At 50.2% G+C, this 25,614-nt stretch carries 44 protein-coding genes and 1 pseudogene; 39 read left to right on the top strand and 6 right to left on the bottom strand.

Going from position 1 to position 25,614, the window contains the following annotated elements:
- The 34 genes and pseudogenes from tuf to PanJK_RS23655 all read left to right on the top strand — a co-directional run.
- Window positions 1–222, top strand: a pseudogene (tuf, locus tag PanJK_RS23820) (elongation factor Tu); the annotation flags it as partial.
- Between the two features lie 179 nt (window positions 223–401).
- The gene (gene bfd, locus PanJK_RS23815) at window positions 402–596 is read left to right on the top strand and encodes a bacterioferritin-associated ferredoxin (RefSeq protein WP_256697629.1); all 195 of its coding nucleotides are present in this window, start codon (window positions 402–404) and stop codon (window positions 594–596) included.
- Window positions 597–700: 104 nt separating this feature from the next.
- Window positions 701–1,183 carry a bacterioferritin gene (bfr, locus tag PanJK_RS23810; protein WP_265303482.1) on the top strand — a complete coding sequence of 161 codons (483 nt, stop codon included), beginning with the start codon at window positions 701–703 and terminating at the stop codon, window positions 1,181–1,183.
- A gap of 321 nt (window positions 1,184–1,504) precedes the next feature.
- The gene (rpsJ, locus tag PanJK_RS23805) at window positions 1,505–1,816 is read left to right on the top strand and encodes a 30S ribosomal protein S10 (protein WP_006120582.1); all 312 of its coding nucleotides are present in this window, start codon (window positions 1,505–1,507) and stop codon (window positions 1,814–1,816) included.
- 32 nt (window positions 1,817–1,848) lie between these two features.
- The gene (gene rplC, locus PanJK_RS23800) at window positions 1,849–2,475 is read left to right on the top strand and encodes a 50S ribosomal protein L3 (protein WP_008104741.1); all 627 of its coding nucleotides are present in this window, start codon (window positions 1,849–1,851) and stop codon (window positions 2,473–2,475) included.
- Between the two features lie 10 nt (window positions 2,476–2,485).
- A complete protein-coding gene (gene rplD / locus PanJK_RS23795) occupies window positions 2,486–3,091 on the top strand; it encodes a 50S ribosomal protein L4 (RefSeq protein WP_007891650.1) in 606 nt (201 codons plus the stop codon).
- Complete coding sequence (gene rplW / locus PanJK_RS23790; protein ID WP_007891652.1) at window positions 3,088–3,390, top strand: 50S ribosomal protein L23; 303 nt, start codon at window positions 3,088–3,090, stop codon at window positions 3,388–3,390. The genes rplD and rplW overlap by 4 nt, the downstream gene beginning before the upstream one ends.
- A 17-nt stretch (window positions 3,391–3,407) precedes the next feature.
- On the top strand, window positions 3,408–4,229 hold the full coding sequence (gene rplB / locus PanJK_RS23785; protein ID WP_007891654.1) for a 50S ribosomal protein L2: 822 nt from the start codon (window positions 3,408–3,410) through the stop codon (window positions 4,227–4,229).
- Between the two features lie 16 nt (window positions 4,230–4,245).
- Window positions 4,246–4,524 carry a 30S ribosomal protein S19 gene (rpsS, locus tag PanJK_RS23780; protein ID WP_001138115.1) on the top strand — a complete coding sequence of 93 codons (279 nt, stop codon included), beginning with the start codon at window positions 4,246–4,248 and terminating at the stop codon, window positions 4,522–4,524.
- A 13-nt stretch (window positions 4,525–4,537) separates the two neighbouring features.
- Window positions 4,538–4,870 (top strand): 50S ribosomal protein L22, encoded by a 333-nt coding sequence (gene rplV / locus PanJK_RS23775; RefSeq protein WP_007891659.1) that lies wholly within the window; start codon window positions 4,538–4,540, stop codon window positions 4,868–4,870.
- Between the two features lie 17 nt (window positions 4,871–4,887).
- Window positions 4,888–5,586, top strand: coding sequence for a 30S ribosomal protein S3 (gene rpsC, locus PanJK_RS23770; protein WP_007891660.1), 699 nt, complete (start codon window positions 4,888–4,890; stop codon window positions 5,584–5,586).
- Between the two features lie 12 nt (window positions 5,587–5,598).
- Entirely contained in the window at window positions 5,599–6,009 is a 411-nt protein-coding gene (rplP, locus tag PanJK_RS23765) for a 50S ribosomal protein L16 (RefSeq protein ID WP_002438716.1), read from the top strand.
- The gene (gene rpmC, locus PanJK_RS23760; RefSeq protein WP_007891662.1) at window positions 6,009–6,197 is read left to right on the top strand and encodes a 50S ribosomal protein L29; all 189 of its coding nucleotides are present in this window, start codon (window positions 6,009–6,011) and stop codon (window positions 6,195–6,197) included. Before rplP ends, rpmC begins: the two co-directional genes overlap by 1 nt.
- A complete protein-coding gene (gene rpsQ, locus PanJK_RS23755; RefSeq protein ID WP_038644333.1) occupies window positions 6,197–6,451 on the top strand; it encodes a 30S ribosomal protein S17 in 255 nt (84 codons plus the stop codon). Before rpmC ends, rpsQ begins: the two co-directional genes overlap by 1 nt.
- Before the next feature lie 169 nt (window positions 6,452–6,620).
- Window positions 6,621–6,992: a 50S ribosomal protein L14 gene (gene rplN, locus PanJK_RS23750; RefSeq protein WP_006120590.1), complete on the top strand. Its 372-nt coding sequence runs from the start codon at window positions 6,621–6,623 to the stop codon at window positions 6,990–6,992.
- Window positions 6,993–7,002: 10 nt separating this feature from the next.
- Window positions 7,003–7,317: a 50S ribosomal protein L24 gene (rplX, locus tag PanJK_RS23745; RefSeq protein WP_007891664.1), complete on the top strand. Its 315-nt coding sequence runs from the start codon at window positions 7,003–7,005 to the stop codon at window positions 7,315–7,317.
- Window positions 7,318–7,331: 14 nt separating this feature from the next.
- On the top strand, window positions 7,332–7,871 hold the full coding sequence (rplE, locus tag PanJK_RS23740) for a 50S ribosomal protein L5 (protein WP_007891665.1): 540 nt from the start codon (window positions 7,332–7,334) through the stop codon (window positions 7,869–7,871).
- 14 nt (window positions 7,872–7,885) lie between these two features.
- Window positions 7,886–8,191, top strand: coding sequence for a 30S ribosomal protein S14 (gene rpsN, locus PanJK_RS23735; RefSeq protein WP_007891666.1), 306 nt, complete (start codon window positions 7,886–7,888; stop codon window positions 8,189–8,191).
- 32 nt (window positions 8,192–8,223) lie between these two features.
- Entirely contained in the window at window positions 8,224–8,616 is a 393-nt protein-coding gene (gene rpsH / locus PanJK_RS23730) for a 30S ribosomal protein S8 (RefSeq protein ID WP_007891668.1), read from the top strand.
- Between the two features lie 13 nt (window positions 8,617–8,629).
- Window positions 8,630–9,163 (top strand): 50S ribosomal protein L6, encoded by a 534-nt coding sequence (gene rplF / locus PanJK_RS23725; protein ID WP_008104735.1) that lies wholly within the window; start codon window positions 8,630–8,632, stop codon window positions 9,161–9,163.
- A gap of 9 nt (window positions 9,164–9,172) precedes the next feature.
- The gene (gene rplR, locus PanJK_RS23720; protein ID WP_008104733.1) at window positions 9,173–9,526 is read left to right on the top strand and encodes a 50S ribosomal protein L18; all 354 of its coding nucleotides are present in this window, start codon (window positions 9,173–9,175) and stop codon (window positions 9,524–9,526) included.
- A 14-nt stretch (window positions 9,527–9,540) separates the two neighbouring features.
- A complete protein-coding gene (gene rpsE / locus PanJK_RS23715) occupies window positions 9,541–10,041 on the top strand; it encodes a 30S ribosomal protein S5 (RefSeq protein ID WP_007891679.1) in 501 nt (166 codons plus the stop codon).
- A 5-nt stretch (window positions 10,042–10,046) separates the two neighbouring features.
- Entirely contained in the window at window positions 10,047–10,226 is a 180-nt protein-coding gene (gene rpmD / locus PanJK_RS23710) for a 50S ribosomal protein L30 (protein ID WP_007891681.1), read from the top strand.
- A gap of 3 nt (window positions 10,227–10,229) precedes the next feature.
- Window positions 10,230–10,664 carry a 50S ribosomal protein L15 gene (gene rplO / locus PanJK_RS23705; protein WP_007891684.1) on the top strand — a complete coding sequence of 145 codons (435 nt, stop codon included), beginning with the start codon at window positions 10,230–10,232 and terminating at the stop codon, window positions 10,662–10,664.
- 7 nt (window positions 10,665–10,671) lie between these two features.
- Window positions 10,672–12,003 carry a preprotein translocase subunit SecY gene (gene secY, locus PanJK_RS23700; protein WP_007891686.1) on the top strand — a complete coding sequence of 444 codons (1,332 nt, stop codon included), beginning with the start codon at window positions 10,672–10,674 and terminating at the stop codon, window positions 12,001–12,003.
- 32 nt (window positions 12,004–12,035) lie between these two features.
- On the top strand, window positions 12,036–12,152 hold the full coding sequence (rpmJ, locus tag PanJK_RS23695; protein WP_004160566.1) for a 50S ribosomal protein L36: 117 nt from the start codon (window positions 12,036–12,038) through the stop codon (window positions 12,150–12,152).
- Between the two features lie 146 nt (window positions 12,153–12,298).
- Entirely contained in the window at window positions 12,299–12,655 is a 357-nt protein-coding gene (gene rpsM, locus PanJK_RS23690) for a 30S ribosomal protein S13 (RefSeq protein WP_034830736.1), read from the top strand.
- Window positions 12,656–12,671: 16 nt separating this feature from the next.
- On the top strand, window positions 12,672–13,061 hold the full coding sequence (rpsK, locus tag PanJK_RS23685) for a 30S ribosomal protein S11 (RefSeq protein ID WP_004160563.1): 390 nt from the start codon (window positions 12,672–12,674) through the stop codon (window positions 13,059–13,061).
- 32 nt (window positions 13,062–13,093) lie between these two features.
- Window positions 13,094–13,714 (top strand): 30S ribosomal protein S4, encoded by a 621-nt coding sequence (gene rpsD / locus PanJK_RS23680; RefSeq protein ID WP_007891687.1) that lies wholly within the window; start codon window positions 13,094–13,096, stop codon window positions 13,712–13,714.
- 25 nt (window positions 13,715–13,739) lie between these two features.
- A complete protein-coding gene (locus tag PanJK_RS23675) occupies window positions 13,740–14,729 on the top strand; it encodes a DNA-directed RNA polymerase subunit alpha (protein WP_007891688.1) in 990 nt (329 codons plus the stop codon).
- A 40-nt stretch (window positions 14,730–14,769) separates the two neighbouring features.
- A complete protein-coding gene (gene rplQ / locus PanJK_RS23670) occupies window positions 14,770–15,156 on the top strand; it encodes a 50S ribosomal protein L17 (RefSeq protein ID WP_008104728.1) in 387 nt (128 codons plus the stop codon).
- A gap of 112 nt (window positions 15,157–15,268) precedes the next feature.
- Complete coding sequence (locus PanJK_RS23665) at window positions 15,269–15,640, top strand: DUF1992 domain-containing protein (protein WP_265303475.1); 372 nt, start codon at window positions 15,269–15,271, stop codon at window positions 15,638–15,640.
- 1 nt (window position 15,641) lies between these two features.
- Window positions 15,642–16,079, top strand: a complete 438-nt coding sequence (gene zntR / locus PanJK_RS23660; protein ID WP_265303474.1) for a Zn(2+)-responsive transcriptional regulator — start codon at window positions 15,642–15,644, stop codon at window positions 16,077–16,079.
- Between the two features lie 50 nt (window positions 16,080–16,129).
- Entirely contained in the window at window positions 16,130–16,381 is a 252-nt protein-coding gene (locus tag PanJK_RS23655) for an alternative ribosome-rescue factor A (protein WP_265303473.1), read from the top strand.
- Here the strand turns inward: PanJK_RS23655 and mscL are convergent.
- The 5 genes from mscL to def form a co-directional block, all read right to left on the bottom strand.
- Window positions 16,366–16,779 carry a large-conductance mechanosensitive channel protein MscL gene (gene mscL, locus PanJK_RS23650; RefSeq protein WP_008104721.1) on the bottom strand — a complete coding sequence of 138 codons (414 nt, stop codon included), beginning with the start codon at window positions 16,777–16,779 and terminating at the stop codon, window positions 16,366–16,368. The two genes, PanJK_RS23655 and mscL, sit on opposite strands and share 16 nt — an antisense overlap.
- A gap of 110 nt (window positions 16,780–16,889) precedes the next feature.
- Window positions 16,890–18,266 (bottom strand): Trk system potassium transporter TrkA, encoded by a 1,377-nt coding sequence (gene trkA, locus PanJK_RS23645; protein WP_007891694.1) that lies wholly within the window; start codon window positions 18,264–18,266, stop codon window positions 16,890–16,892.
- A gap of 31 nt (window positions 18,267–18,297) precedes the next feature.
- Window positions 18,298–19,584 (bottom strand): 16S rRNA (cytosine(967)-C(5))-methyltransferase RsmB, encoded by a 1,287-nt coding sequence (gene rsmB / locus PanJK_RS23640; protein WP_265303472.1) that lies wholly within the window; start codon window positions 19,582–19,584, stop codon window positions 18,298–18,300.
- 45 nt (window positions 19,585–19,629) lie between these two features.
- Window positions 19,630–20,574, bottom strand: coding sequence for a methionyl-tRNA formyltransferase (gene fmt / locus PanJK_RS23635; RefSeq protein WP_265303471.1), 945 nt, complete (start codon window positions 20,572–20,574; stop codon window positions 19,630–19,632).
- 21 nt (window positions 20,575–20,595) lie between these two features.
- Window positions 20,596–21,108, bottom strand: a complete 513-nt coding sequence (gene def, locus PanJK_RS23630) for a peptide deformylase (RefSeq protein ID WP_265303470.1) — start codon at window positions 21,106–21,108, stop codon at window positions 20,596–20,598.
- 115 nt (window positions 21,109–21,223) lie between these two features.
- Here def and dprA point away from each other — a divergent pair, with 115 nt between their 5' ends.
- Genes dprA through aroE form a run of 5 tightly spaced genes read left to right on the top strand, consistent with a single transcriptional unit; the run spans window position 21,224 to window position 24,772 of the window.
- Window positions 21,224–22,348: a DNA-protecting protein DprA gene (gene dprA, locus PanJK_RS23625; protein WP_265303469.1), complete on the top strand. Its 1,125-nt coding sequence runs from the start codon at window positions 21,224–21,226 to the stop codon at window positions 22,346–22,348.
- The gene (gene smg, locus PanJK_RS23620) at window positions 22,320–22,793 is read left to right on the top strand and encodes a DUF494 family protein Smg (protein ID WP_007891699.1); all 474 of its coding nucleotides are present in this window, start codon (window positions 22,320–22,322) and stop codon (window positions 22,791–22,793) included. Before dprA ends, smg begins: the two co-directional genes overlap by 29 nt.
- 27 nt (window positions 22,794–22,820) lie before the next feature.
- Entirely contained in the window at window positions 22,821–23,375 is a 555-nt protein-coding gene (locus tag PanJK_RS23615) for a type I DNA topoisomerase (RefSeq protein WP_256697618.1), read from the top strand.
- Window positions 23,372–23,947 carry an L-threonylcarbamoyladenylate synthase type 1 TsaC gene (gene tsaC / locus PanJK_RS23610; RefSeq protein WP_265303467.1) on the top strand — a complete coding sequence of 192 codons (576 nt, stop codon included), beginning with the start codon at window positions 23,372–23,374 and terminating at the stop codon, window positions 23,945–23,947. The genes PanJK_RS23615 and tsaC overlap by 4 nt, the downstream gene beginning before the upstream one ends.
- A gap of 3 nt (window positions 23,948–23,950) precedes the next feature.
- Window positions 23,951–24,772, top strand: a complete 822-nt coding sequence (gene aroE / locus PanJK_RS23605; protein WP_256697616.1) for a shikimate dehydrogenase — start codon at window positions 23,951–23,953, stop codon at window positions 24,770–24,772.
- Window positions 24,773–24,781: 9 nt separating this feature from the next.
- Here aroE and PanJK_RS23600 read toward each other — a convergent pair whose 3' ends face one another.
- On the bottom strand, window positions 24,782–25,336 hold the full coding sequence (locus tag PanJK_RS23600) for a gamma carbonic anhydrase family protein (RefSeq protein WP_265303466.1): 555 nt from the start codon (window positions 25,334–25,336) through the stop codon (window positions 24,782–24,784).
- Window positions 25,337–25,614 lie beyond the last annotated feature (278 nt).

Below are 25,614 nucleotides of genomic sequence, written 5' to 3'. Positions count from 1 at the left end.
CCGTTCTTCAAAGGCTACCGTCCTCAGTTCTACTTCCGTACTACTGACGTGACCGGTGACGTTCAGCTGCCAGAAGGCGTTGAGATGGTAATGCCAGGCGACAACGTAAAAATGACCGTAACTCTGATCAAGCCAATCGCTATGGATCAGGGTCTGCGTTTCGCAATCCGTGAAGGCGGCCGTACTGTTGGTGCGGGTGTTGTTGCTGAAATTATCGCTTAATTGCGTTAAGGTTGATGGCTGTTTCGGCAGTCATCGCAGTATGAAAAAGAGCACTTCGGTGCTCTTTTTTTTATGTCTGAACTTTACCGTCTCGATTAATCCCACATAAAAGCTGCGTTTGAAATAAAAACCATTCTCATTTACAATTTGATCATAAATTGTACGGGAGTCCGCAGTAAATGTTCGTCTGCTTGTGTAATGCCGTGAGTGATAAAACTCTGCGCGAAGTGGTTCGCCGCTATCAACCCAAATCGATTCAACAATTGCGTCAACTGGTTCCCATTGGCAAGCAATGTGGGAAGTGCGTGCGCTTTGCACGGGAAATTATGGAAGATGAACTGCAAAACGTGCCGCTCTACAAAGAGATAGCCTGATAGCTTAATTCTGCACTTCTCAATACCCACAATAACTGTCGCGTTTTTTTGACTTCCTTTCATCCGCATCTACGCTCTATTTAGTTGGAAGCGGAGGAAGCAAAATGAAGGGCGACGGTAAAATCATAAATCATCTCAACAAATTGCTGGGGAATGAACTGGTTGCAATTAATCAGTACTTCCTTCATGCGCGTATGTTCAAAAATTGGGGTCTGACCCGGCTCAATGAGGTTGAGTATCATGAGTCGATTGATGAGATGAAGCATGCGGATAAGTACATCGAACGCATTCTTTTTCTTGAAGGGATTCCTAACCTGCAAGATCTCGGTCGATTACGCATCGGTGAAGACGTGCCGGAAATGCTGCAGTCTGACCTGGCATTAGAACTGGAAGGCGCGAAGGATTTGCGCGAAGCGATAGCCTATGCCGACAAGGTTCATGACTATGTCAGCAGAGATATGATGATTGAAATTCTGACGGAAGAGGAGGGCCACATTGACTGGCTGGAAACTGAACTCGATTTGGTGAACAAACTCGGCCTGCAAAATTATCTTCAGTCTCAATTAAAAGATCAAAACGAACATTAGTCTCATGCCCAATCAGCAATGTCATGCAAGCCCGCGCCAGTCAAAAACGATTGCCGCGGGTTTTTTTGGGCTAAAGCCAGATAGATGTGGTTAAAAACACAACACGGGTTGCTTCCTAAACAGATTTACGTATAATGCGCGGGCCTGCCGATATTGGTGCGGCGCGATTCGAGCAGAATCGCAGGGGATAGCTGTCTATGTATCGCCTAACAATACTCCCAATTGGGGAGTTATATGCTGAACGATTACACTCCTCCATCAATCGTAATGGATGTGGGTAGTAATTCTTTTCGTTTATAAAATGTTTGGAGCCTTGGTCTCATGTCGAACCAAAGAATCCGTATCCGTCTTAAAGCGTTTGATCATCGCCTGATCGATCAATCAACCGCGGAAATCGTTGAGACTGCCAAGCGCACTGGTGCGCAGGTACGTGGTCCGATCCCGCTGCCAACCCGCAAAGAGCGTTTTACCGTTCTGATCTCTCCGCACGTTAACAAAGACGCGCGTGATCAGTACGAAATCCGCACTCACAAGCGTCTGGTAGACATCGTTGAGCCAACTGAAAAAACCGTTGATGCTCTGATGCGTCTGGACCTGGCTGCCGGTGTTGACGTGCAGATCAGCCTGGGTTAATCAGGTCATCGAGCGATTGAGAGGTTGATACAATGATTGGTTTAGTCGGTAAAAAAGTGGGTATGACCCGCATCTTCACTGAAGATGGCGTTTCAATCCCAGTAACCGTTATCGAAGTTGAAGCAAACCGCGTTACTCAGGTCAAAGGCCTGGACAACGATGGTTACCAAGCTATCCAGGTTACCACCGGTGCTAAAAAAGCAAGCCGTGTGAGCAAGCCTGAAGCAGGTCATTTTGCTAAAGCTGGCGTTGACGCTGGCCGTGGTCTGTGGGAATTCCGCACCGAAGGTGAAGATTTCTCTGTTGGCCAGAGCATCAGTGTTGAAATTTTCGCTGACGTTAAAAAAGTAGACGTTACCGGTACCTCTAAAGGTAAAGGTTTCGCAGGTACCGTTAAGCGCTGGAACTTCCGTACCCAGGACGCTACACACGGTAACTCCTTGTCACACCGCGTTCCGGGTTCTATCGGTCAGAACCAGACTCCGGGCAAAGTGTTCAAAGGCAAGAAAATGGCTGGTCAGCTGGGTAATGAGCGCGTAACCGTTCAGAGCCTGGAAGTAGTACGTGTTGACGCTGAGCGCAACCTGCTGCTGGTCAAAGGTGGCGTCCCGGGTGCAACTGGGTGCGATCTGATTGTTAAACCAGCTGTGAAGGCGTAAGGGGATAGCAATGGAATTAGTACTGAAAGACGCGCAGAGCGCGCTGACTGTTTCCGAAACTACCTTCGGTCGTGATTTCAACGAAGCGCTGGTTCACCAGGTTGTTGTTGCTTATGCCGCTGGTGCTCGTCAGGGTACTCGTGCGCAGAAGACTCGTGCTGAAGTTACTGGTTCAGGCAAAAAGCCTTGGCGCCAGAAAGGTACCGGCCGTGCGCGTTCAGGTTCTGTAAAGAGCCCGATCTGGCGTTCAGGTGGCGTGACCTTCGCTGCACGTCCACAGGACCACAGTCAAAAAGTTAACAAAAAGATGTACCGCGGCGCGCTGAAAAGCATTCTGTCCGAGCTGGTACGTCAGGACCGTCTGATCGTTGTCGAGACGTTCTCTGTAGAAGCGCCTAAAACTAAGCTGCTGGTACAGAAACTGAAAGACATGGCGCTGCAAGATGTGCTGATCATCACCGGTGAACTGGATGAGAATCTGTTCCTGGCTGCGCGTAACCTGTACAAGGTTGACGTGCGTGATGCAGCGGGCATCGACCCAGTTAGCCTGATCGCCTTCGACAAAGTCGTTATGACTGCGGAAGCAGTTAAGCAAGTTGAGGAGATGCTGGCATGATCCGTGAAGAACGTCTGCTGAAAGTAGTGCGTGCACCGCACGTATCAGAAAAAGCATCTACTGCGATGGAAAAAACCAATACCATCGTTCTCAAAGTTGCTAAAGACGCGACCAAAGCAGAGATCGTTGCTGCTGTTGAGAAGCTGTTCGAAGTGGAAGTTAAAGACGTAAACACCCTGGTAGTTAAAGGGAAAGTTAAGCGTCACGGACAGCGTATCGGTCGTCGTAGCGACTGGAAAAAAGCTTACGTCACCCTGAAGGAAGGCCAGAATCTGGACTTCGTCGGCGGCGCTGAGTAAGTCGGAGGAGAAAGACAATGGCAGTTGTTAAATGTAAACCGACATCTCCGGGTCGTCGCCACGTAGTTAAAGTGGTGAACCCAGAGCTGCACAAGGGCAAACCATTTGCTCCGCTGGTAGAAAAAAACAGCAAATCCGGTGGTCGTAACAACAATGGTCGTATCACTACCCGTCATATCGGTGGTGGTCACAAGCAGGCTTACCGTATTGTTGACTTCAAACGCAACAAAGATGGTATTCCAGCAGTTGTTGAGCGTCTTGAGTACGATCCGAACCGTTCTGCGAACATCGCACTGGTTCTGTACAAAGATGGCGAGCGCCGTTACATCCTGGCCCCTAAAGGCCTGAAAGCCGGCGATCAGATTCAATCTGGCGTTGATGCTGCGATTAAAGCAGGTAACACCCTGCCGATGCGTAACATCCCGGTGGGTTCTACCGTTCATAACGTAGAAATGAAACCAGGCAAAGGCGGTCAGATTGCTCGCTCAGCTGGTACTTACGTGCAGATCGTTGCGCGTGAAGGTTCCTACGTTACCCTGCGTCTGCGTTCAGGCGAAATGCGCAAAGTTGAATCCGAATGTCGTGCAACTCTCGGCGAAGTCGGCAACTCTGAGCACATGCTGCGCGTACTGGGTAAAGCTGGTGCAACCCGTTGGCGTGGTGTTCGTCCTACCGTTCGCGGTACTGCGATGAACCCAGTCGATCACCCGCACGGTGGTGGTGAAGGTCGTAACTTTGGTAAGCACCCGGTAACTCCGTGGGGCGTTCAGACCAAAGGTAAGAAGACCCGTAGCAACAAGCGTACTGATAAATTTATCGTACGTCGCCGTAGCAAATAATTTTAGAGGATAAGCCATGCCACGTTCTCTCAAGAAAGGTCCTTTTATTGACCTGCACTTGCTGAAGAAGGTAGAGAAAGCGGTGGAAAGCGGTGACAAGAAGCCCCTGCGCACTTGGTCCCGTCGTTCAACGATCTTCCCTAACATGATCGGTTTGACCATCGCTGTCCATAATGGTCGTCAGCACGTTCCTGTCTTTGTTTCCGACGAAATGGTCGGCCACAAACTGGGTGAATTTGCACCGACACGTACTTATCGCGGCCATGCTGCAGATAAGAAAGCCAAGAAGAAATAAGTAGGAGGAAGAGATGGAAACTATTGCTCAACATCGCCATGCTCGTTCTTCTGCTCAGAAGGTTCGCCTGGTGGCAGACCTGATTCGCGGTAAGAAAGTGTCGCAGGCTCTGGATATTCTGACCTACACCAACAAGAAAGCTGCTGTGTTGGTTAAGAAAGTCCTGGAATCTGCCATTGCGAACGCCGAACACAACGATGGCGCTGATATCGACGATCTGAAAGTCGCGAAAATCTTCGTAGACGAAGGCCCAAGCATGAAGCGCATTATGCCGCGTGCGAAAGGTCGTGCAGATCGCATCCTGAAGCGCACCAGCCACATTACTGTGGTTGTGTCCGATCGCTGAGACTCTGGAGACTAGCAATGGGTCAGAAAGTACATCCTAATGGTATTCGCCTGGGTATTGTAAAACCATGGAACTCTACCTGGTTTGCGAACACCAAAGAATTCGCTGACAACCTGGACAGCGATTTTAAAGTCCGTCAGTTCCTGACCAAGGAACTGTCTAAAGCGTCTGTATCTCGTATCGTTATCGAGCGTCCGGCTAAGAGCATCCGTGTGACTATTCACACTGCTCGTCCGGGTATCGTTATCGGTAAGAAAGGTGAAGACGTAGAAAAACTGCGTACGGTCGTCGCGAAAATCGCTGGCGTTCCTGCACAGATCAACATCGCCGAAGTCCGTAAGCCGGAACTGGACGCTAAATTGGTTGCTGATAGCATCACTTCACAGCTGGAGCGTCGTGTGATGTTCCGTCGTGCTATGAAGCGTGCTGTACAGAACGCAATGCGTCTGGGCGCGAAGGGTATTAAAGTTGAAGTCAGCGGCCGTTTGGGCGGTGCCGAGATCGCACGTACCGAATGGTACCGTGAAGGTCGCGTACCGTTGCACACACTGCGTGCAGACATTGACTACAACACCTCTGAAGCGCACACCACTTATGGTGTAATCGGCGTTAAGGTATGGATCTTCAAAGGCGAGATCCTGGGTGGTATGGCTGCTGTTGAACAACCGGAACCGGCTGCTCAACCTAAAAAGCAGCAGCGTAAAGGCCGTAAGTAAGGAGAGTCGCTGATGTTACAACCAAAGCGTACGAAATTCCGTAAAGTGCACAAAGGCCGCAACCGTGGTCTGGCGCAAGGTACGGATGTCAGCTTCGGTACTTTCGGTCTGAAAGCTGTTGGCCGTGGTCGTCTGACTGCTCGTCAGATCGAAGCAGCACGTCGTGCTATGACCCGTGCAGTTAAGCGTCAAGGTAAAATTTGGATCCGTGTATTCCCGGACAAACCAATTACCGAGAAGCCGCTGGAAGTGCGTATGGGTAAAGGTAAGGGTAACGTGGAGTATTGGGTTGCCCTCATTCAACCGGGTAAAGTCCTGTATGAAATGGACGGCGTTCCGGAAGAGCTGGCCCGTGAAGCCTTCAAGCTGGCAGCAGCAAAACTGCCTATCAAAACCACCTTTGTTACTAAGACGGTGATGTAATGAAAGCAAATGAGCTGCGTGAAAAAAGCGTTGAAGAGCTGAACACTGAGCTTCTTAACCTGCTGCGTGAGCAGTTTAACCTGCGCATGCAAGCAGCATCCGGCCAACTTCAGCAAACCCATCTGCTGAAAGAAGTTCGTCGTAATGTTGCACGTGTTAAGACTTTACTGACTGAGAAGGCGGCGTAATGACCGATAAAATCCGTACTCTGCAGGGTCGTGTTATTAGTGACAAAATGCAGAAATCTGCAGTTGTTGCTATCGAACGTGTCGTGAAGCACCCGATCTACGGTAAATTCATCAAGCGTACGACTAAGCTGCACATCCATGACGAGAACAACGAATGTGGTATTGGTGACGTGGTAGAAATCCGCGAAACCCGTCCACTGTCTAAGACTAAGTCTTGGGCGTTGGTTCGCGTTGTAGAGAAAGCGATTCTGTAATAGAATCCGCTTCCTCTAAAAAATAAAATGAACGGCTCGTCTGAGCCGTTCATTTTTTCTACCCATGTGCGAGAACCGGTGTTATAATGCCGCGCCCTCAATTATGGGGCTTTTTAACGACCTGAGGTTTGGGTCCCGAAGTAGTAGTTGACATTAGCGGAGCACTAAAATGATCCAAGAACAGACTATGCTGAACGTCGCCGACAACTCCGGTGCACGTCGCGTAATGTGTATCAAGGTTCTGGGTGGCTCGCACCGTCGCTACGCAGGCGTCGGCGATATCATCAAAGTGACCATCAAGGAAGCAATTCCTCGTGGCAAGGTGAAAAAAGGTGATGTCCTGAAAGCGGTAGTGGTGCGCACCAGGAAGGGTGTTCGTCGCCCGGACGGTTCTGTCATTCGCTTCGATGGTAATGCATGCGTTATTTTAAACAATAACAGCGAGCAACCTATCGGTACGCGTATTTTTGGGCCGGTAACTCGTGAACTTCGTACTGAAAAGTTCATGAAAATTATCTCTCTGGCACCAGAAGTACTCTAAGGAGCGAGCAATGGCAGCGAAAATCCGTCGTAACGACGAAGTTATCGTGCTTACCGGCAAAGACAAAGGTAAACGCGGTAAAGTAAAGAACGTCCTGACTTCTGGTAAAGTCATCGTTGAAGGTATCAACCTGGTTAAGAAACATCAGAAGCCGGTCCCGGCCCTGAACCAACCAGGTGGCATCGTTGAGAAAGAAGCTGCTATTCAAGCTTCCAACGTTGCACTCTTCAATGCGGCAACCGGCAAGGCTGACCGTGTAGGCTTTAGATTCGAAGACGGCAAAAAAGTCCGTTTCTTCAAGTCTAATAGCGAAACTATCAAGTAATTTGGAGTAGTACGATGGCGAAACTGCATGATTACTACAAAGACGAAGTAGTCCAGAAACTCATGACAGAGTTCGGCTACAATTCTGTCATGCAAGTCCCTCGGGTCGAGAAGATCACCCTGAACATGGGTGTTGGTGAAGCGATCGCTGACAAGAAACTGCTGGATAACGCAGCAGCTGACCTGGCAGCAATCTCCGGTCAAAAACCGCTGATCACCAAAGCACGCAAATCAGTTGCAGGCTTCAAAATCCGTCAGGGCTATCCGATCGGCTGTAAAGTAACTCTGCGCGGTGAGCGTATGTGGGAGTTCTTTGAGCGTCTGATCACTATTGCTGTACCACGTATTCGTGACTTCCGCGGTTTATCTGCGAAGTCGTTCGACGGTCGTGGTAACTACAGCATGGGCGTTCGTGAGCAGATCATCTTCCCAGAAATCGATTATGACAAAGTCGATCGCGTTCGTGGTTTGGATATTACCATTACCACTACTGCGAAATCTGATGATGAAGGCCGTGCTCTGCTGGCTGCCTTTGAATTCCCATTCCGCAAGTAAGGTAGGGTTACTTAATGGCTAAGCAATCGATGAAAGCACGCGAAGTTAAGCGTGTAAAATTAGCAGACAAGTTCTTCGCCAAGCGCGTAGAACTGAAAGCGATCATTTCTGATGTGAACGCATCCGACGAAGATCGTTGGGATGCCGTTCTCAAGCTGCAGAGTCTGCCGCGTGATTCCAGCCCTTCCCGTCAGCGTAACCGCTGCCGTCAGACAGGTCGTCCGCACGGTTTCTTGCGGAAGTTTGGGTTGAGCCGTATCAAGGTCCGTGAAGCCGCAATGCGCGGTGAAATCCCGGGCCTTAAAAAGGCTAGCTGGTAATTGTCACCATTTGAATCACGGGAGTAACACAGATGAGCATGCAAGATCCGATCGCGGATATGCTGACCCGTATCCGTAACGGTCAGGCCGCGAACAAAGTTGCGGTCTCTATGCCTTCCTCCAAGCTGAAAGTGGCAATTGCCAACGTGCTGAAGGAAGAAGGCTATATTGAAGATTTTAAAATCGAAGGCGATATCAAGTCTGAGCTGGAAGTTACTTTAAAGTATTTCCAGGGCAAGGCTGTGGTAGAGAGCATTCAGCGTGTTAGTCGTCCAGGTCTGCGCATCTATAAGAAAAAAGATGAGCTGCCAAAAGTAATGGCTGGTCTGGGCATCGCTGTAATCTCTACCTCTAAAGGTGTCATGACTGATCGTGCAGCGCGCCAAGCTGGTCTTGGTGGCGAAATTATCTGCTACGTAGCGTAATCGGAGGAATAAAATGTCTCGTGTTGCAAAAGCACCTGTCGTTGTTCCTGCGGGCGTAGAGGTAAAACTCAGCGGTCAGGAAGTTTCGATCAAAGGCAAAAACGGCGAGCTGACTCGTACTATCAACAGTGCTGTAGAAGTTAAGCATGCAGACAACGCCCTGACTTTCGCTCCACGCGAAGGTTATGCGGATGGTTGGGCACAAGCAGGTACTGCTCGTGCGCTGCTGAACGGCATGGTTATCGGTGTTACCGAAGGCTTCACCAAGAAGCTGCAACTGGTTGGTGTTGGTTATCGTGCAGCTGTTAAAGGCAACTCTGTGAGCTTGGCCCTGGGCTTCTCTCACCCTGTTGACCATGCACTGCCGGCCGGCATCACTGCTGAATGTCCAACTCAGACTGAGATCGTGCTGAAAGGCGCTGATAAACAGCTGATTGGTCAGGTTGCAGCTGATCTGCGCGCCTACCGTCGTCCTGAGCCTTACAAAGGCAAGGGTGTTCGTTACGCCGACGAAGTCGTGCGTACCAAAGAGGCTAAGAAGAAGTAAGGTAACACTATGGATAAGAAATCTGCTCGTATCCGTCGTGCGACCCGTGCACGTCGCAAGCTCAAAGAGCTGGGTGCTACTCGCCTGGTGGTACATCGTACCCCGCGTCATATTTACGCACAGGTGATCGCCCCGAACGGTTCCGAAGTTCTGGTTGCTGCTTCTACTGTAGAAAAAGCTATTGCCGAACAACTGAAGTATACCGGTAACAAAGACGCCGCTGCAGCTGTAGGTAAAGCTCTGGCTGAGCGCGCTGTTGAGAAAGGCATTACTAATGTCTCTTTCGACCGTTCCGGGTTCCAATATCATGGTCGTGTCCAGGCACTGGCAGATGCTGCCCGTGAAGCTGGCCTTCAGTTCTAAGGTAGAGGTCTAAGATGTCAAACATCGAGAAACAAGCTGGCGAACTGCAGGAAAAACTGATCGCGGTAAACCGTGTATCTAAAACTGTAAAAGGTGGTCGTATTTTCTCCTTCACCGCACTGACTGTAGTGGGTGATGGTAACGGCCGCGTTGGTTTTGGTTACGGTAAAGCGCGTGAAGTTCCAGCAGCGATCCAGAAAGCGATGGAGAAAGCCCGTCGCAATATGATTAACGTCGCGCTGACTCACGGCACCCTGCAGCACCCTGTTAAAGGTGCTCACACAGGTTCTCGTGTGTTCATGCAGCCAGCTTCTGAAGGTACCGGTATCATCGCCGGCGGTGCAATGCGCGCTGTTTTAGAAGTTGCTGGAGTACATAACGTTCTGGCTAAAGCGTATGGTTCTACCAACCCGATTAACGTGGTTCGTGCAACTATCGATGGCCTGGGCAATATGAATTCTCCGGAAATGGTCGCTGCCAAGCGTGGTAAATCCGTTGAAGAAATTCTGGGGTAATCACGATGGCTAAGACAATTAAAATTACACAAACCCGCAGTTCAATCGGCCGCCTGCCTAAGCACAAAGCGACTCTGGTTGGCTTGGGTCTGCGTCGCATCAATCACACCGTTGAGCGTGAAGATACGCCTGCTGTACGCGGTATGATTAACGCGATTTCCTACATGCTGAAAGTGGAGGAGTAAGAGATGCGTTTAAACACTCTGTCTCCGGCCGAAGGGTCTAAACACGCTTCTAAGCGTCTGGGTCGTGGTATCGGTTCTGGCCTCGGTAAAACTGGTGGTCGTGGTCACAAAGGTCAGAACTCTCGTTCTGGCGGTGGCGTACGTCGCGGTTTCGAGGGTGGTCAGATGCCTCTGTATCGTCGTCTGCCGAAATTCGGTTTCACCTCTCGCAAAGCAATGATCACGACAGAAGTTCGTCTGTCTGATCTGGCGAAAGTTGAAGGCGGTATTGTTGACCTGAATACGCTGAAAGCGGCCAATATTATCGGTGTTCAGATTGAATTCGCGAAAGTGATTCTTTCTGGTGAAGTTTCTGCACCGGTAACGGTTCGCGGTCTGCGTGTCACCAAAGGTGCTCGTGCTGCAATCGAAGCTGCTGGCGGTAAAATCGAGGAATAAGTAGCAGATGGCAAAGCAACCGGGATTAGATTTTCAAAGTGCCAAAGGTGGCTTTGGTGAACTGAAGCGCAGACTGTTGTTTGTAATCGGTGCACTCATTGTCTTCCGAATTGGCTCTTTTATTCCAATCCCCGGTATCGATGCCACTGTACTTGCCAAACTGCTTGAGCAACAGCGTGGCACCATCATTGAAATGTTCAACATGTTCTCTGGTGGTGCTCTTAGTCGTGCCTCAATCTTCGCACTGGGTATTATGCCGTATATTTCGGCCTCTATTATTATCCAGCTGTTAACGGTGGTTCATCCAGCGTTAGCTGAGATTAAGAAAGAGGGTGAAGCTGGTCGTCGTAAGATTAGCCAGTACACTCGCTACGGCACACTGGTTCTGGCTGTATTCCAGTCGATCGGTATTGCTACCGGTTTACCGAATATGCCTGGAATGCAGGGGCTGGTAATGAATCCAGGCTTTGCATTCTACTTTACCGCTGTTGTAAGTCTGGTTACCGGGACAATGTTCCTGATGTGGCTGGGCGAACAGATTACTGAGCGAGGTATCGGTAACGGTATCTCGATCATTATCTTCGCAGGTATTGTTGCGGGCCTCCCGCCGGCCATTGGCCATACCATCGAGCAAGCGCGGCAAGGTGACCTGCACTTCCTTCTGTTGCTGTTGGTTGCAGTTCTAGTATTTGCAGTGACGTTCTTTGTTATTTTCGTTGAGCGTGGCCAGCGCCGCATTGTGGTCAACTACGCTAAACGTCAGCAAGGTCGTCGTGTATATGCTGCACAGAGCACACATTTACCGTTGAAAGTGAACATGGCGGGCGTAATCCCAGCTATTTTTGCTTCCAGCATTATTCTGTTCCCGGCGACTATAGCATCATGGTTCGGGGGCGGTACCGGTTGGAACTGGCTGACAACAATTTCGCTGTATTTGCAACCAGGACAGCCGCTTTATGTGCTACTCTATGCGACTGCAATCATCTTCTTCTGTTTCTTCTACACGGCGTTGGTCTTCAACCCACGTGAAACAGCAGATAACCTGAAGAAGTCTGGTGCATTCGTACCGGGAATTCGTCCGGGAGAGCAAACGGCGAAGTACATCGATAAAGTAATGACACGTCTGACCTTAATCGGCGCACTGTATATTACTTTTATCTGCCTGATCCCGGAGTTCATGCGTGATGCTATGAAAGTTCCATTCTACTTTGGCGGCACATCGCTGCTCATTGTAGTGGTCGTCATCATGGACTTTATGGCTCAAGTGCAAACTCTGATGATGTCAAGTCAGTATGAGTCTGCATTGAAGAAAGCTAACCTGAAAGGCTACGGCCGTTAATTCGGGTGCTTGAGAAGTTACGGAGAGTAAAAATGAAAGTTCGTGCTTCCGTCAAGAAATTATGTCGTAACTGCAAAATCATTCGCCGCGACGGTGTCGTACGTGTGATCTGCAGCGCCGAGCCAAAGCATAAACAGCGCCAAGGCTGATATTGTCACATATTTTTCTTGCAAAGTCGGGTTGAGCTGGCTAGATTAGCCAGCCAATCTTTTGTATGTCGATGCGTTACCATTTGAGTATCCTGAAAACGGGCTTTTCAGCATGGGACGCATTTGTTTAATTATAGGAGTGCATAGTGGCCCGTATAGCAGGCATTAACATTCCTGATCAAAAACATACCGTTATCGCATTAACTTCGATTTTCGGTATCGGTAAAACTCGTTCTAAAGCCATCTGCGCTTCAACGGGTATTGCTGAAAATGTTAAGATCAGAGAGCTGTCTGAAGAACAAATTGAACAGCTGCGTGAAGCAGTTGGTAAATTCGTTGTTGAAGGTGATCTGCGCCGTGAAATCACCCTGAGCATCAAGCGTCTGATGGACCTTGGTTGCTATCGTGGTTTACGCCATCGTCGTGGTCTGCCAGTTCGCGGTCAGCGTACTAAGACCAATGCACGTACCCGCAAGGGTCCGCGTAAACCGATCAAGAAATAATCGGGGTGAGTAAATAATGGCAAAGGCACCAGTTCGTGCACGTAAGCGTGTAAGAAAACAAGTCTCAGATGGCGTGGCTCATGTCCATGCATCTTTTAACAACACCATCGTTACCATTACTGATCGTCAGGGTAACGCACTGGGTTGGGCAACCGCCGGTGGTTCCGGTTTCCGCGGTTCACGTAAATCTACTCCGTTTGCTGCTCAGGTAGCTGCAGAGCGCTGTGCAGAAGCAGTGAAAGATTACGGTATTAAGAATCTGGAAGTTATGGTTAAGGGTCCAGGTCCAGGTCGCGAATCAACAATTCGTGCTCTGAACGCTGCTGGTTTCCGCATCACTAATATTACTGATGTGACTCCAATCCCTCACAACGGTTGTCGTCCGCCGAAAAAACGTCGCGTTTAATCGCCCGTTTTTAGGTTAGTTGGAGAAAGAAAATGGCAAGATATTTGGGTCCTAAGCTCAAGCTGAGCCGTCGTGAGGGTACCGACTTATTCCTTAAGTCTGGCGTTCGCGCGATCGATACCAAGTGCAAAATTGAACAACCACCTGGTCAGCATGGTGCGCGTAAACCGCGTCTGTCTGACTACGGCGGCCAGTTGCGTGAGAAGCAGAAAGTTCGTCGTATGTACGGCGTGCTGGAGCGTCAGTTCCGCAACTACTATAAAGAAGCAGCACGTCTGAAAGGCAACACAGGTGAAAACCTGCTGGCCCTGCTGGAAGGTCGTCTGGATAACGTTGTTTACCGTATGGGCTTTGGCGCTACTCGTGCAGAAGCACGTCAGCTGGTTAGCCATAAATCTATCCTGGTGAACGGTCGCGTTGTTAACATCGCTTCTTATCAGGTATCTCCGAATGATGTCGTAAGCATCCGTGAGAAAGCCAAACAGCAATCTCGCGTGAAGGCCGCTCTGGAGCTGGCTGAGCAGCGTGAAAAGCCAACCTGGCTGGAAGTTGATGCTACTAAGATGGAAGGTGTGTTCAAGCGTATTCCTGAACGTACTGATCTGTCTGCGGACATTAACGAACACCTGATCGTCGAGCTTTACTCTAAGTAAAGCTTAGTACCAAAGAGAGGACACAATGCAGGGTTCTGTGACAGAGTTTCTAAAACCGCGCCTGGTAGATATCGAGCAAGTGAGTTCGACGCACGCCAAGGTGACCCTTGAGCCGTTAGAGCGTGGCTTTGGCCATACTCTTGGTAACGCACTGCGCCGTATTCTGCTTTCTTCCATGCCGGGTTGCGCGGTGACCGAGGTTGAGATTGATGGTGTGCTTCATGAGTACTCCACCAAAGAGGGCGTACAGGAAGATATCCTGGAAATCCTGCTTAACCTGAAAGGGTTGGCGGTAAGAGTTCAAGGTAAAGATGAAGTCATCCTTACTCTGAATAAATCTGGCATTGGCCCTGTGACTGCAGCCGACATCACCCACGACGGTGATGTTGAAATCGTCAAGCCGCAGCATGTGATCTGCCACCTGACCGACGAAAACGCATCTATTAGCATGCGTATCAAAGTTCAGCGTGGTCGTGGTTATGTGCCGGCTTCTGCCCGAATTCATTCGGAAGAAGATGAGCGCCCAATCGGCCGTCTGTTGGTTGACGCTTGCTACAGCCCTGTAGACCGTATTGCCTACAATGTTGAAGCAGCGCGTGTAGAACAGCGTACCGACCTGGACAAGCTGGTCATCGAAATGGAAACCAACGGCACAATCGATCCTGAAGAGGCGATTCGTCGTGCGGCAACCATCCTGGCAGAACAACTGGAAGCTTTCGTTGACTTACGTGATGTACGTCAGCCAGAAGTGAAAGAAGAGAAACCAGAATTCGATCCGATCCTGCTGCGCCCTGTTGACGATCTGGAATTGACTGTCCGCTCTGCTAACTGCCTTAAGGCAGAAGCTATCCACTACATCGGTGATCTGGTACAGCGTACCGAGGTTGAGCTGCTTAAAACGCCTAACCTGGGTAAAAAATCTCTTACCGAGATTAAAGATGTGCTTGCTTCACGTGGTTTGTCTCTGGGCATGCGCCTGGAAAACTGGCCGCCAGCAAGCATTGCTGATGAATAATCAGATCACAGGTTAAGGTTTCACTGAGAAGGATAAGGTCATGCGCCATCGTAAGAGTGGTCGTCAACTGAACCGCAACAGCAGCCATCGTCAGGCTATGTTCCGCAACATGGCTGGTTCTCTGGTTCGTCATGAGATCATCAAAACGACTCTGCCGAAAGCCAAAGAACTGCGTCGTGTAGTTGAGCCGCTGATTACTCTTGCCAAGACCGACAGCGTAGCTAATCGTCGTCTGGCATTCGCCCGCACTCGTGATAACGAGATCGTGGCAAAACTGTTTAACGAGCTGGGCCCGCGTTTCGCGAGCCGTGCCGGTGGTTACACTCGTATTCTGAAGTGTGGCTTCCGTGCTGGTGACAACGCTCCGATGGCTTACATCGAGCTGGTTGATCGTCCAGAAGCTCAAGCAGAAGCTACTGCAGAGTAATTTGCAGTATCGTAGAAAACCCGCTTCGGCGGGTTTTTTATTGTCCGTAATTCCTTCCCATTTACTCCCCTTTCGCTATGCTGATGGCAGATACACCGTCAGGAGCGTTCTTATGTGGTTAATTGACCAACTTGTTGAGCAGCACATCCGTGAAGCTCAGGAAAAAGGTGAACTGAGTAATCTGCCCGGCGAAGGCGCGCCTTTAATCATAGATGATGACAGCGGAGTGCCGGTTGAACTGCGCACGGCATATCGTCTGTTGAAAAACTCTGGTTACTTACCCCCGGAACTTGAAATGCGTCGTGAAGCATTGGCGCTAAACGATCTGCTACGGGAACTTGATCCTGACGATGGCAAGGCGCGAGAATTATCGAAACGCTTAGCGCTATTAGAAATAAAACTCCAGCAAGCCGGAATCAGCACCGAATTTTTGCGCGGCGATTACAGCGATACCATCCATCATCATTTTCAGCGGGAGAAATAGCATGTACCGTATTGGCCAGCTGGCAAAATTGGCGGATGTTACGCCAGATACCATCCGTTTTTATGAAAAACAGCAGATGATGAATCACGAGGTACGCACTGAGGGCGGCTTTCGCCTTTATAGTGAAGATGATTTACAGCGGCTGCGTTTTATTCGCTATGGTCGCCAGCTCGGCTTCAGCTTAGAATCAATTCGGGGCTTATTGTCGATCCGCATCGATCCTGAACATCACACTTGCCAGGAATCCAAAGCAATTGTGGCGAAGCGTTTGGATGAAGTGAACGGCATGATCGCTGAACTGCAGACGATCCAGCGTTCATTGCATCGTTTGGCTGACACCTGCTGCGGCGACGTGCATAGCAGCGCCTGCTGTTCAATTTTGGAAGCTCTGGAAAAAGGTGAGGAGCCGCAGCCTGAAATGTGTTGTAGCAAGGATTGAATTTTGCGCTGGAAGGAATATAGTTGCGCCGTTAATAACCGGAGGACGAGATGACTCGCTATCAGCACCAAAAAGGTAAAATCAACAACAATGCACTTGAAGCATTATTACATGATCCACTGTTTAGGCAGCGCGTTGAGAAGAATCAGAAAGGAAAAGGCAGCTATCAACGTAAAAACAAACACGCAAAAGGACGTAACTGGGAGGCCAGTGATAAGCAGAAAAGTTTATCACTGGCCTTCTTCTTTAGAGACAAAAAAGCCGCCTCATTTGGGCGGCTTTTTCATCATAATTTATCGTGATTTTGTTGTTTTAACAGGTCACGGATTTCAGTAAGCAGTAACTCTTCATTTGTTGGCTTAGGTGCCGCTTTTTCAACTTCTTTTTTCTGATACAGCTTATTCATTACTTTAATTGCGAGGAAGATCGCGAAGGCAACAATAACGAAATCAAACACTGTCTGAATAAAGTTACCGTACTCCATCACTACAGCAGGAATATCACCTTCTGCTGGCTTTAGTACCCACTTGAACTGTTTGAAATCGACGCCACCAATCAGCAACCCAAGTGGCGGCATGATGATATTGGCAACCAGTGAAGAAACAATCTTACCAAAAGCGGCACCGATGATGACACCGACTGCCAGGTCAACCACGTTTCCACGCATTGCAAAATCACGAAACTCTTTGAATAAACTCATTGTTATCTCCTTGCCTTGGCCAATGGCTAAAGTCTAACAAACCTTTGTGCAATTGCCATTAGAACAATGGATTAAGCAAAATTTTCACGGCGGGCCTTTGCCCGCAGCTTTTATAGGAAGAATGGACTTGGCTGGAATAGGCGCTCAACATCGGGTACAAACTTCTTATCCGTCAGGAACATAATTACGTGATCGCCCTGTTCAACACGCACGTTATCATTGGCGATAATTACTTCATCACCGCGCACTACAGCACCGATAATGGTTCCCGGCGGCAGCTTAATATCTTCTATTAGGCGTCCAACCACGCGAGAAGTTGTTTCATCGCCATGTGCGATAGCTTCAATGGCTTCTGCAATACCGCGACGCAACGAAGAAACGCCAACGATATCTGCTTTACGTACGTGGCTAAGCAGCGCTGAGATGGTGGCTTGTTGTGGCGAGATCGCAATGTCGATCACGCTGCCTTGAACAAGATCGACATAGGCGCGGCGCTGGATCAGCACCATCACTTTCTTAGCGCCCATTTTCTTGGCCAGCATTGCCGACATAATATTAGCTTCATCATCGTTAGTGACCGCAATGAAGAGATCCACCTGATCGACATGCTCTTCGGCCAGCAATTCCTGATCCGAAGCATCGCCGTAAAACACGATGGTATCGTGTAATCGTTCGGCCAGTTCCGCCGCACGCTGTTGATTACGTTCAATCAGTTTCACGCTGTACTGTTTTTCGAGGCGCTGCGCCAATCCAAAGCCGATATTGCCGCCACCAACCAGCATGATGCGCTTATATGGTTTTTCCAGACGCTGCATCTCACTCATCACCGCGCGAATATGCTGGCTCGCGGCAATGAAGAACACTTCATCGCCAGCTTCCACAATCGTAGAACCCTGCGGCCTGATTGGGCGATCCTGACGAAAAATCGCCGCGACTCGCGTATCAATATGCGGCATATGTTCCCGCATGATCGACAAAGGATTTCCGACCAGCGGGCCGCCATAATAGGCTTTTACCACCGCGAGGCTCACTTTGCCTTCGGCAAAATTCACCACCTGAAGTGCGCCAGGATACTGAATCAAACGGTAGATATTGTCGATCACCAACTGCTCAGGAGAGATCAGATGATCAATCGGCACAGCTTCCGGTACAAACAGCTTTTCAGCATCACGTAAGTATTCAGCGGCGCGAATACGCGCGATACGATTGGGCGTATTGAAAAGCGAATACGCAATCTGACAAGCCACCATATTGGTTTCATCGGAGTTGGTTACCGCAACCAACATATCCGCATCTTCAGCACCGGCTTCACGCAAAATACGCGGATGGGATCCGTGGCCATGCACTACGCGCAGATCAAATTTGTCCTGCAACACGCGCAAACGCGTGGCATCGCTGTCGACCACGGTAATATCGTTATTTTCCCCGACCAGATTTTCTGCCAGGGTTCCGCCGACCTGGCCGGCGCCGAGGATAATAATTTTCATGGCTTAGATGCTCTTGTCAGCGTGCGCAGCACTATTTTTTCATCAGCTTAGCGTAGAAGAAGCCGTCGCCGCCATCGATGGTCGGGAAAACCTGCCAGCCATTGGCTTGGCCCTGAGGCAACGTCTCAGCCACGGCGTCGCTGTGCGCTGCCAAAAAGGCGCTGATTTGGTTGTGGTTCTCTTCCGGCAATATTGAGCAGGTGGCATAAATCATCGTGCCGCCAGATTTCAGACGCGGCCAAACGGCCTCCAGAATTTCACGCTGCAGATTCGCGAGCTCAGGAATATCACGATCGCGACGCAGCCACTTGATGTCTGGATGACGACGAATTACACCTGTGGCAGAGCAGGGCGCATCGAGCAGGATGCGATCAAACTGCATATCACCGCACCATTCAGCCGGTGTACGGCCATCGCCCTGACGCACTTCAGCCTGCATGCCTAAGCGCTGCAAGTTCTCATGCACGCGGAGCAGGCGTTGCGGGTCAACATCGACCGCTAATACTTTGGCCTGCGGCGCGATTTCGAGGATATGAGTGGTTTTACCACCCGGAGCAGCGCAGAGATCGAGAATAGATTCCCCGTCTTTTGGCTCAAGCAGCAGTGCGCAACGTTGTGCTGAAAGATCCTGCACCGTTACCCAACCTTGATCGAAACCCGGCAGCTGGCTAACTGGAGTGGGTGATTCCAGACGCAATGCATCTTGCGCATCGCCGGGAAAAGCCACTTTCTCTTCTGCCTGCAATAGCGCCAGCCAGGCATCACGACTGTGATGCTGGCGATTGACGCGCAGCCACATCGGCGGTCGCTGATTATTGGCTTCAACAATCTGTTGCCACTGTTCTGGCCATGCAGCTTGCATACGTTTCAGCAACCAGCTTGGGTGCCAGTAACGTTGCGAACCCTGATCGACTTCGGCTAACAGCGCTTCTTGCTGGCGCAGGAACTGGCGTAACACGCCGTTTAACAGGCCTTTCAAAGCCGTACGCTTCAGCACTTCAGCACCTGCTACGGTTTCTGCCAGTGCAGCATGGGCTGGTACGCGGGTATAAAGCAGCTGATAAAGGCCAACCATCAACAGGTAATGCAATACTCGCTGCTTACCGGTTAAGGTGCGCTCCATCAATTTGCCGATTAAGGCTTCCAGCTGCGGCAGCGTGCGCATCACGCCAAAACAGAGCTCTTGCAGTAACGCGCCATCTTTATCGGATAGGTTCTTTTGCGCGCTCGGCAAAATGGCACTCAGCGATTCGCCTTTGTCCACAACGCGTTCAATGAGTTGCGCGGCCAGGCTGCGCAAGTTGGTAGCTTTTTTCATGTTATTTCATCAAACAAAAAACCCGGTCAAACCGGGCTTGGAGGATCAGGCCAGAACGATTCCAGGTACGAACCATTCGCGGCGCGAATTGAGCAGGTCCTGAGCGGACATGGCTTTTTTACCGGCAGGTTGCAGCGATACCAGATTCAGCACACCATCGGCCGTTGCAATCTGAATGCCTTGTTTATCAGCATGAACGATTTCACCGGGTTGTTTGTTCTGATGCGGCAAAACCGTTGCCTGCCACACTTTTACCGGTTGTTCTTCAATCATGAAATAGCTCATTGGCCATGGATTGAAGGCACGAATACAACGTTCCAACTGCGCTGCTGAAAGTAACCAATCGAGTCGTGCTTCTTCTTTACTCAGCTTCTCGGCATAAGAGGCCAGCGCTTCATCCTGAACTTCTGGCTTAGCATTACCACTTGCCAGCAGATCCAGCGTTAACAGCATGCCTTGTGGACCGAGTTGCGCCAGCTTCTCATACAGCGAAGCGCTGGTGTCTTCCGCCGTAATTGGGCAGGAGAGTTTATGCAGCATGTCGCCGGTATCAAGGCCAACATCCATCTGCATAATGGTGACACCGGTTTCGCTATCGCCGGCCCAGAGAGAGCGCTGGATGGGTGCCGCACCGCGCCAGCGTGGCAGCAGCGAACCATGCACATTAATACAACCCAGGCGCGGCATCACCAGTACGGCTTTCGGCAGGATCAAGCCATAAGCGACCACCACCATGATATCGGCCTGTAGATCGGCAATCAGATGCTGGTTCTCTTCAGGCTTCAGGGATTTCGGCTGAAATACGGGGATATCGTGCGCCTGTGCCAGGACTTTGACCGGGCTTGGCGTAAGCTTGTTTCCGCGTCCAGCTGGACGATCGGGCTGGGTAAAGACGCCAACAACCTGATGCTCAGAAGCAAGCAGCGCGTCTAAATGACGCGCTGCAAAGTCAGGTGTACCGGCAAAGATAATTTTGAGCGGTGCAGACACAGTTTAACCTTCTATTAGCACTTAATCTTCGCGTGCGTTAAGGCGGGCCAATTTTTCCAGCTTCTGTTTGATACGCTGACGTTTCAGTGGCGACAGATAATCGATGAAAAGTTTGCCATCGAGATGATCGATTTCATGCTGGATACAAATCGCCAGCAGACCGTCGGTTTCCAGCTCAAAGCTTTTGCCGTCGCGATCCTGCGCACGCACTTTTACCCACTCTGCGCGCGGCACAAATGCACGTTGTTCAGGGATGGAAAGGCAGCCTTCTTCAATACCGGTTTCACCGCTTTTTTCCAGCAGTTCCGGATTGATCAGCACCAAACGCTCGTCACGGTTTTCTGAAACATCAATAACAATGATGCGCTGATGAATATCGACCTGAGTCGCCGCTAAACCAATACCTTCTTCGGCGTACATGGTTTCAAACATGTCGTCGACAATACGCTGAACGTCTGCGTTTACGGTTGACACCGGCGCAGCGATTTTGCGAAGGCGGTCATCAGGGAAATGTAATACCTGCAAAACTGACATAAATATCCAGATCTGTATGCGTTAAAGAAAAGATTACTGCCTCATATTGTAGACTTTTTGATGCCTGATTGACAGCATTGCACCGCATGATAGCGCGGCTGACAGGGAGTGCAGCATGGAGAGAATTGAATGGATGCTTAGGCTGGCAAATGTGAAAGGCTTAAGCGGTCAGGTTGTCAGACAGTTAGCTCATGCATTGCAGAGTAATGCTCAGGTTGATGACGATCTTTTACAGGATCAGGGATTAAACGAAACCCAGCGACAACAGTTTAAAGTGCTGTGTCCACGCCAGTTAGAACGAACGCGTCTGTGGCTTGAGGATGAACAGCATCACTTAGTTTTCTGTATCGATGAGCATTATCCCTTGGCGTTAGCGGAAATCAGTCGACGTCCCTCATTGCTGTATGTCGCTGGACATTTGGATGTCTTGCAGACGCCTCAACTCGGTGTCGTGGGCAGCCGTCATTGCACGCATTATGGTAAGCAATGGGGAAGCTGGTTTACTCAGCAATTGGCGCTGAGTGGATTGACCATCACCAGCGGTCTGGCGCGCGGAATTGATGGCGTGGCGCATCGGGCCGCGCTAGAAGTGCAAGGTAAAACTGTGGCAGTGTTAGGTAGCGGACTACAGCATATTTACCCTAAAAGTCATCAAGCGCTGGCACGCGAGATCATCACTGGCGGTGGCGCACTGATCTCGGAATTCCCCCTTGATACAGCACCGCATGCGGTGAATTTTCCCCGACGTAATCGCATCATCAGTGGTTTAAGCCTTGGCGTATTGGTGATTGAGGCCACTTTGAAAAGCGGATCGCTAGTGACGGCACGCTACGCTTTGGAACAAAATCGTAACGTTTATGCGTTACCCGGCGCGCTAGGCAATCCCGGCAGTGAAGGAACGCACTGGCTTATCCAGCAAGGCGCGCTGCTGGTGGCGCATCCCAACAATATCCTTGAAGATTTACATTCAACACTGCAATGGTTGCCTGATAGCAGTTCAGAAACAATATATTCACAACACAGTGACGATGTGCCATTGCCATTTGCAACTGTGTTGGCTAACGTAGGTGATGAGGTTACACCTGTTGACGTCGTCGCTGAACGTGCCGGCCAACCTGTGCCAGTTATCGCAGCTCACCTGCTGGAGCTGGAGTTAGCAGGATGGATCGCAGCTGTACCCGGCGGCTATGTCCGATTGAGGAGGGCATGCCATGTTCGACGTACTTATGTACTTGTTTGAGACGTATATCCACAACGAAGCTGAAATGCGCGTTGATCAGGATAAATTGACCGATGATTTAACCGATGCCGGTTTTCATCGTGAAGATATCTACAATGCGTTGAATTGGCTTGAACGGTTAGCGGATTATCAGGAAGGCTTGGTTGCGCCTGTACTCATGGCAAACGATCCGCTCTCAATGCGAATCTACACCGAAGAGGAAAACCAGCGCTTAGATGCAGAATGTCGCGGTTTTATTTTGTTCCTGGAACAGGTCCAGGTGCTGAATATGGAAACGCGCGAAATGGTCATCGAACGTGTAATGGCCCTTGATACCCTCGAATTCGATCTTGAAGATCTCAAATGGGTGGTGTTGATGGTGCTGTTTAACATCCCAGGATGTGAAAACGCCTATCAGCAAATGGAAGAACTGTTATTCGACGTCAATGAAGGTATGCTGCATTAATAATCTGCGATTGATGCAACCGGTAATATGAGTAAATCAGCACTATTCTCCGTGCCTAAACACGATCCCTGCCCCGCTTGCGGGGCAGAATTAGTTATACGTTCTGGCAAACACGGCCCTTTTCTGGGGTGTGTGAATTATCCCACCTGCGATTACATCCGCCCGCTGAAAAGTCAGGGAGATGGTCATGTCGTTAAAGTACTGGAAGGCCATGCGTGCCCGCAGTGTGGCGCAGACAAAGTTCTGCGTCAGGGACGATTTGGCATGTTCGTGGGTTGCAGTCATTATCCGGAATGTGATTACACCGAAACCATCGATAAGCCAGATGAAACAGCTATCGCCTGTCCGCAATGTCAGAACGGTAAACTGGTACAACGGCGCTCGCGCTATGGCAAAACCTTCTACTCCTGCGATCGCTATCCAGATTGTCAGTTTGCCCTTAACGCAGCGCCGGTTGAAGGCGTTTGCCCGCATTGCCAGTTCCCATTATTAATAGAGAAGAAAACCGCACAAGGCATGAAGCGCTTCTGCGCCAGCAAACGCTGCGGTAAGCCTATCGTCCAGGACGAATCATCATCATGAAGCCAAGTCAGTATCCAGCGGGTAGTCTCGATTATTGCATTGAGAAACTACAGCAACAGGAAGTTATCGCCTATCCAACCGAAGCCGTGTTTGGATTGGGCTGCGATCCCGACAGTGAAGAAGCCGTAATGGCGCTTTTGGCGCTCAAGCAGCGTCCAGTCGAGAAGGGACTCATTTTGATTGCAGCCGATTACGCGCAGCTGGAACCTTATATCGCGGATCGTGAACTCTCGGTGCTGCAGCGCGAACGTATGTTTGAAAGTTGGCCTGGCCCGGTAACCTATGTGGTGCCCGCCTCGCCACATACGCCGCGCTGGTTAACCGGGCGTTTTGACTCTCTGGCCATCCGCGTTAGCGATCATCCGCACGTACAGGCTTTGTGTCGTGGTTTTGGTAAACCTCTGGTTTCGACCAGCGCCAATCTTTCCGGCGAACCGCCATGCCGTAATGCGGATGAGGTTGCTAAGCAATTTGGTCCGCAGTTCCCGGTCTTGCATGCTGAAACAGGTGGGCGACTGAATCCTTCTGAAATCCGCGACGTCATTAGCGGTGAACTTATCCGTCAGGGCTAATACATGGAAAATTTTGCCGTTTTTGGTCATCCCATTGCGCATAGCAAATCTCCTTTCATTCACCGCCTGTTCGCTGAGCAAACTGGCATTGAGCATCGATATGGCAAGGAGTGCGCGCCACTTGAGGGATTTCCACAGTCGATCGCGGATTTTTTTGCGCAAGGCGGTAAAGGTGCCAATGTCACACTGCCTTTTAAACAGCAGGCGTGGGAATTTGCTGATGAGCTCAGCGAGCGCGCGGCATTATCTGGTGCGGTTAACACATTAAAGAAAGATGCGCAGGGCAAGATCTTCGGGGATAACACGGATGGCATCGGCTTGCTCAGCGATCTGGAACGATTGCAGATGATCCATCCCGGCGATCAAATTCTGCTGGTGGGCGCCGGTGGTGCTGCGCGTGGTGTGATCCTGCCTCTGCTTTCATTCGGATGTTCGCTGGTGGTGGTGAATCGCACCGTGGAACGCGCCGAGCAGCTGGTAGAGATTTTCCAGCATAGCGGGGATATTAAAGCGGCCAGCTTAGAGCAATTAGCAGATCAGCAATTTGATCTGATCATTAATGCGACCTCAAGTGGTGTTGATGGCAAAGTTCCGGCGTTGGCCACATCGCTAATTCATGCGCAAACGCGGTGCTACGACATGTTTTATCAACAAGGTTTGACACCATTCTTAGTGTGGTGTCAGCAGCAGGGCGCGCAGCAGCTGGCGGATGGCGTTGGTATGTTAGTGGGTCAAGCCGCTCATGCTTTCCATTTATGGCATGGCGTGATGCCAGAGATCACGCCAGTGATTGCCAAACTAAAGCAGTCGATGCAGCAGGGATAAGGTTGGCTATCAGGGATGAGTTTGGCTTTCCTGATCGAGATATTCATTCTTCCAACCCACATAGTTGTTGGACGAATAAAGCAGCCCGGCAATCTCCGCTTCACTGAGTGGGCGCACTTGTTTAACCGGGCTGCCTAAATACAGGTAGCCACTTTCCAGCCGTTTACCCGGCGGCACCAAACTGCCAGCGCCAATCATCACATCATCTTCAACGATCACGCCGTCCAGTAGAATGGATCCCATACCAACCAGTACGCGATTGCCGATAGTACAGCCGTGCAGCATCGCCTTATGCCCTACTGTGACATCTTCGCCGACAATCAGCGGATAACCTTCTGGGTTGCTGGTGGACTTGTGAGTGACATGCAGTACGCTGCCATCCTGAATATTGCTTCTTTTACCTATCATCACTTTATTGACGTCACCGCGAATCGCAACCAGCGGCCAGATGCTTACGTCATCGGCAAGTTGTACTTCACCCACCACCACGCTGCTGCTGTCGATCATCACGCGGTCGCCTTGTTGCGGAAAATGGTTCTTATAAGGTCGTAGGGCTGTAGACATGAGCTTCTCCTTTTACGTTTTTACCAAGCCTGCGGCTTAAAAGTCGGATAAACAAGATGATTTTTGAGCGGATCGCTCGCGATCGCAGCGAAAAGAGTGAAAACTCGGCAGTCGATTAAAAAGATCGAAAAAAGGGGTTGTGCAAAAAATTCGGATCCCTATAATGCGCCACCACTGAGACGGCAAAGCGGCAACGCAGACGGCTCAGCAGGGAGTGAAGAAATTCATCCCGCCGGATGAAAACGCTGAAAAAAGTGTTTGACTCCGAAGGAGAGTAG

Origin of the sequence: Pantoea sp. JK, assembly GCF_026130245.1 — a bacterium.
Classification (GTDB): domain Bacteria; phylum Pseudomonadota; class Gammaproteobacteria; order Enterobacterales; family Enterobacteriaceae; genus Pantoea; species Pantoea trifolii.
This window is presented reverse-complemented; position numbering and strand designations above follow the sequence as displayed.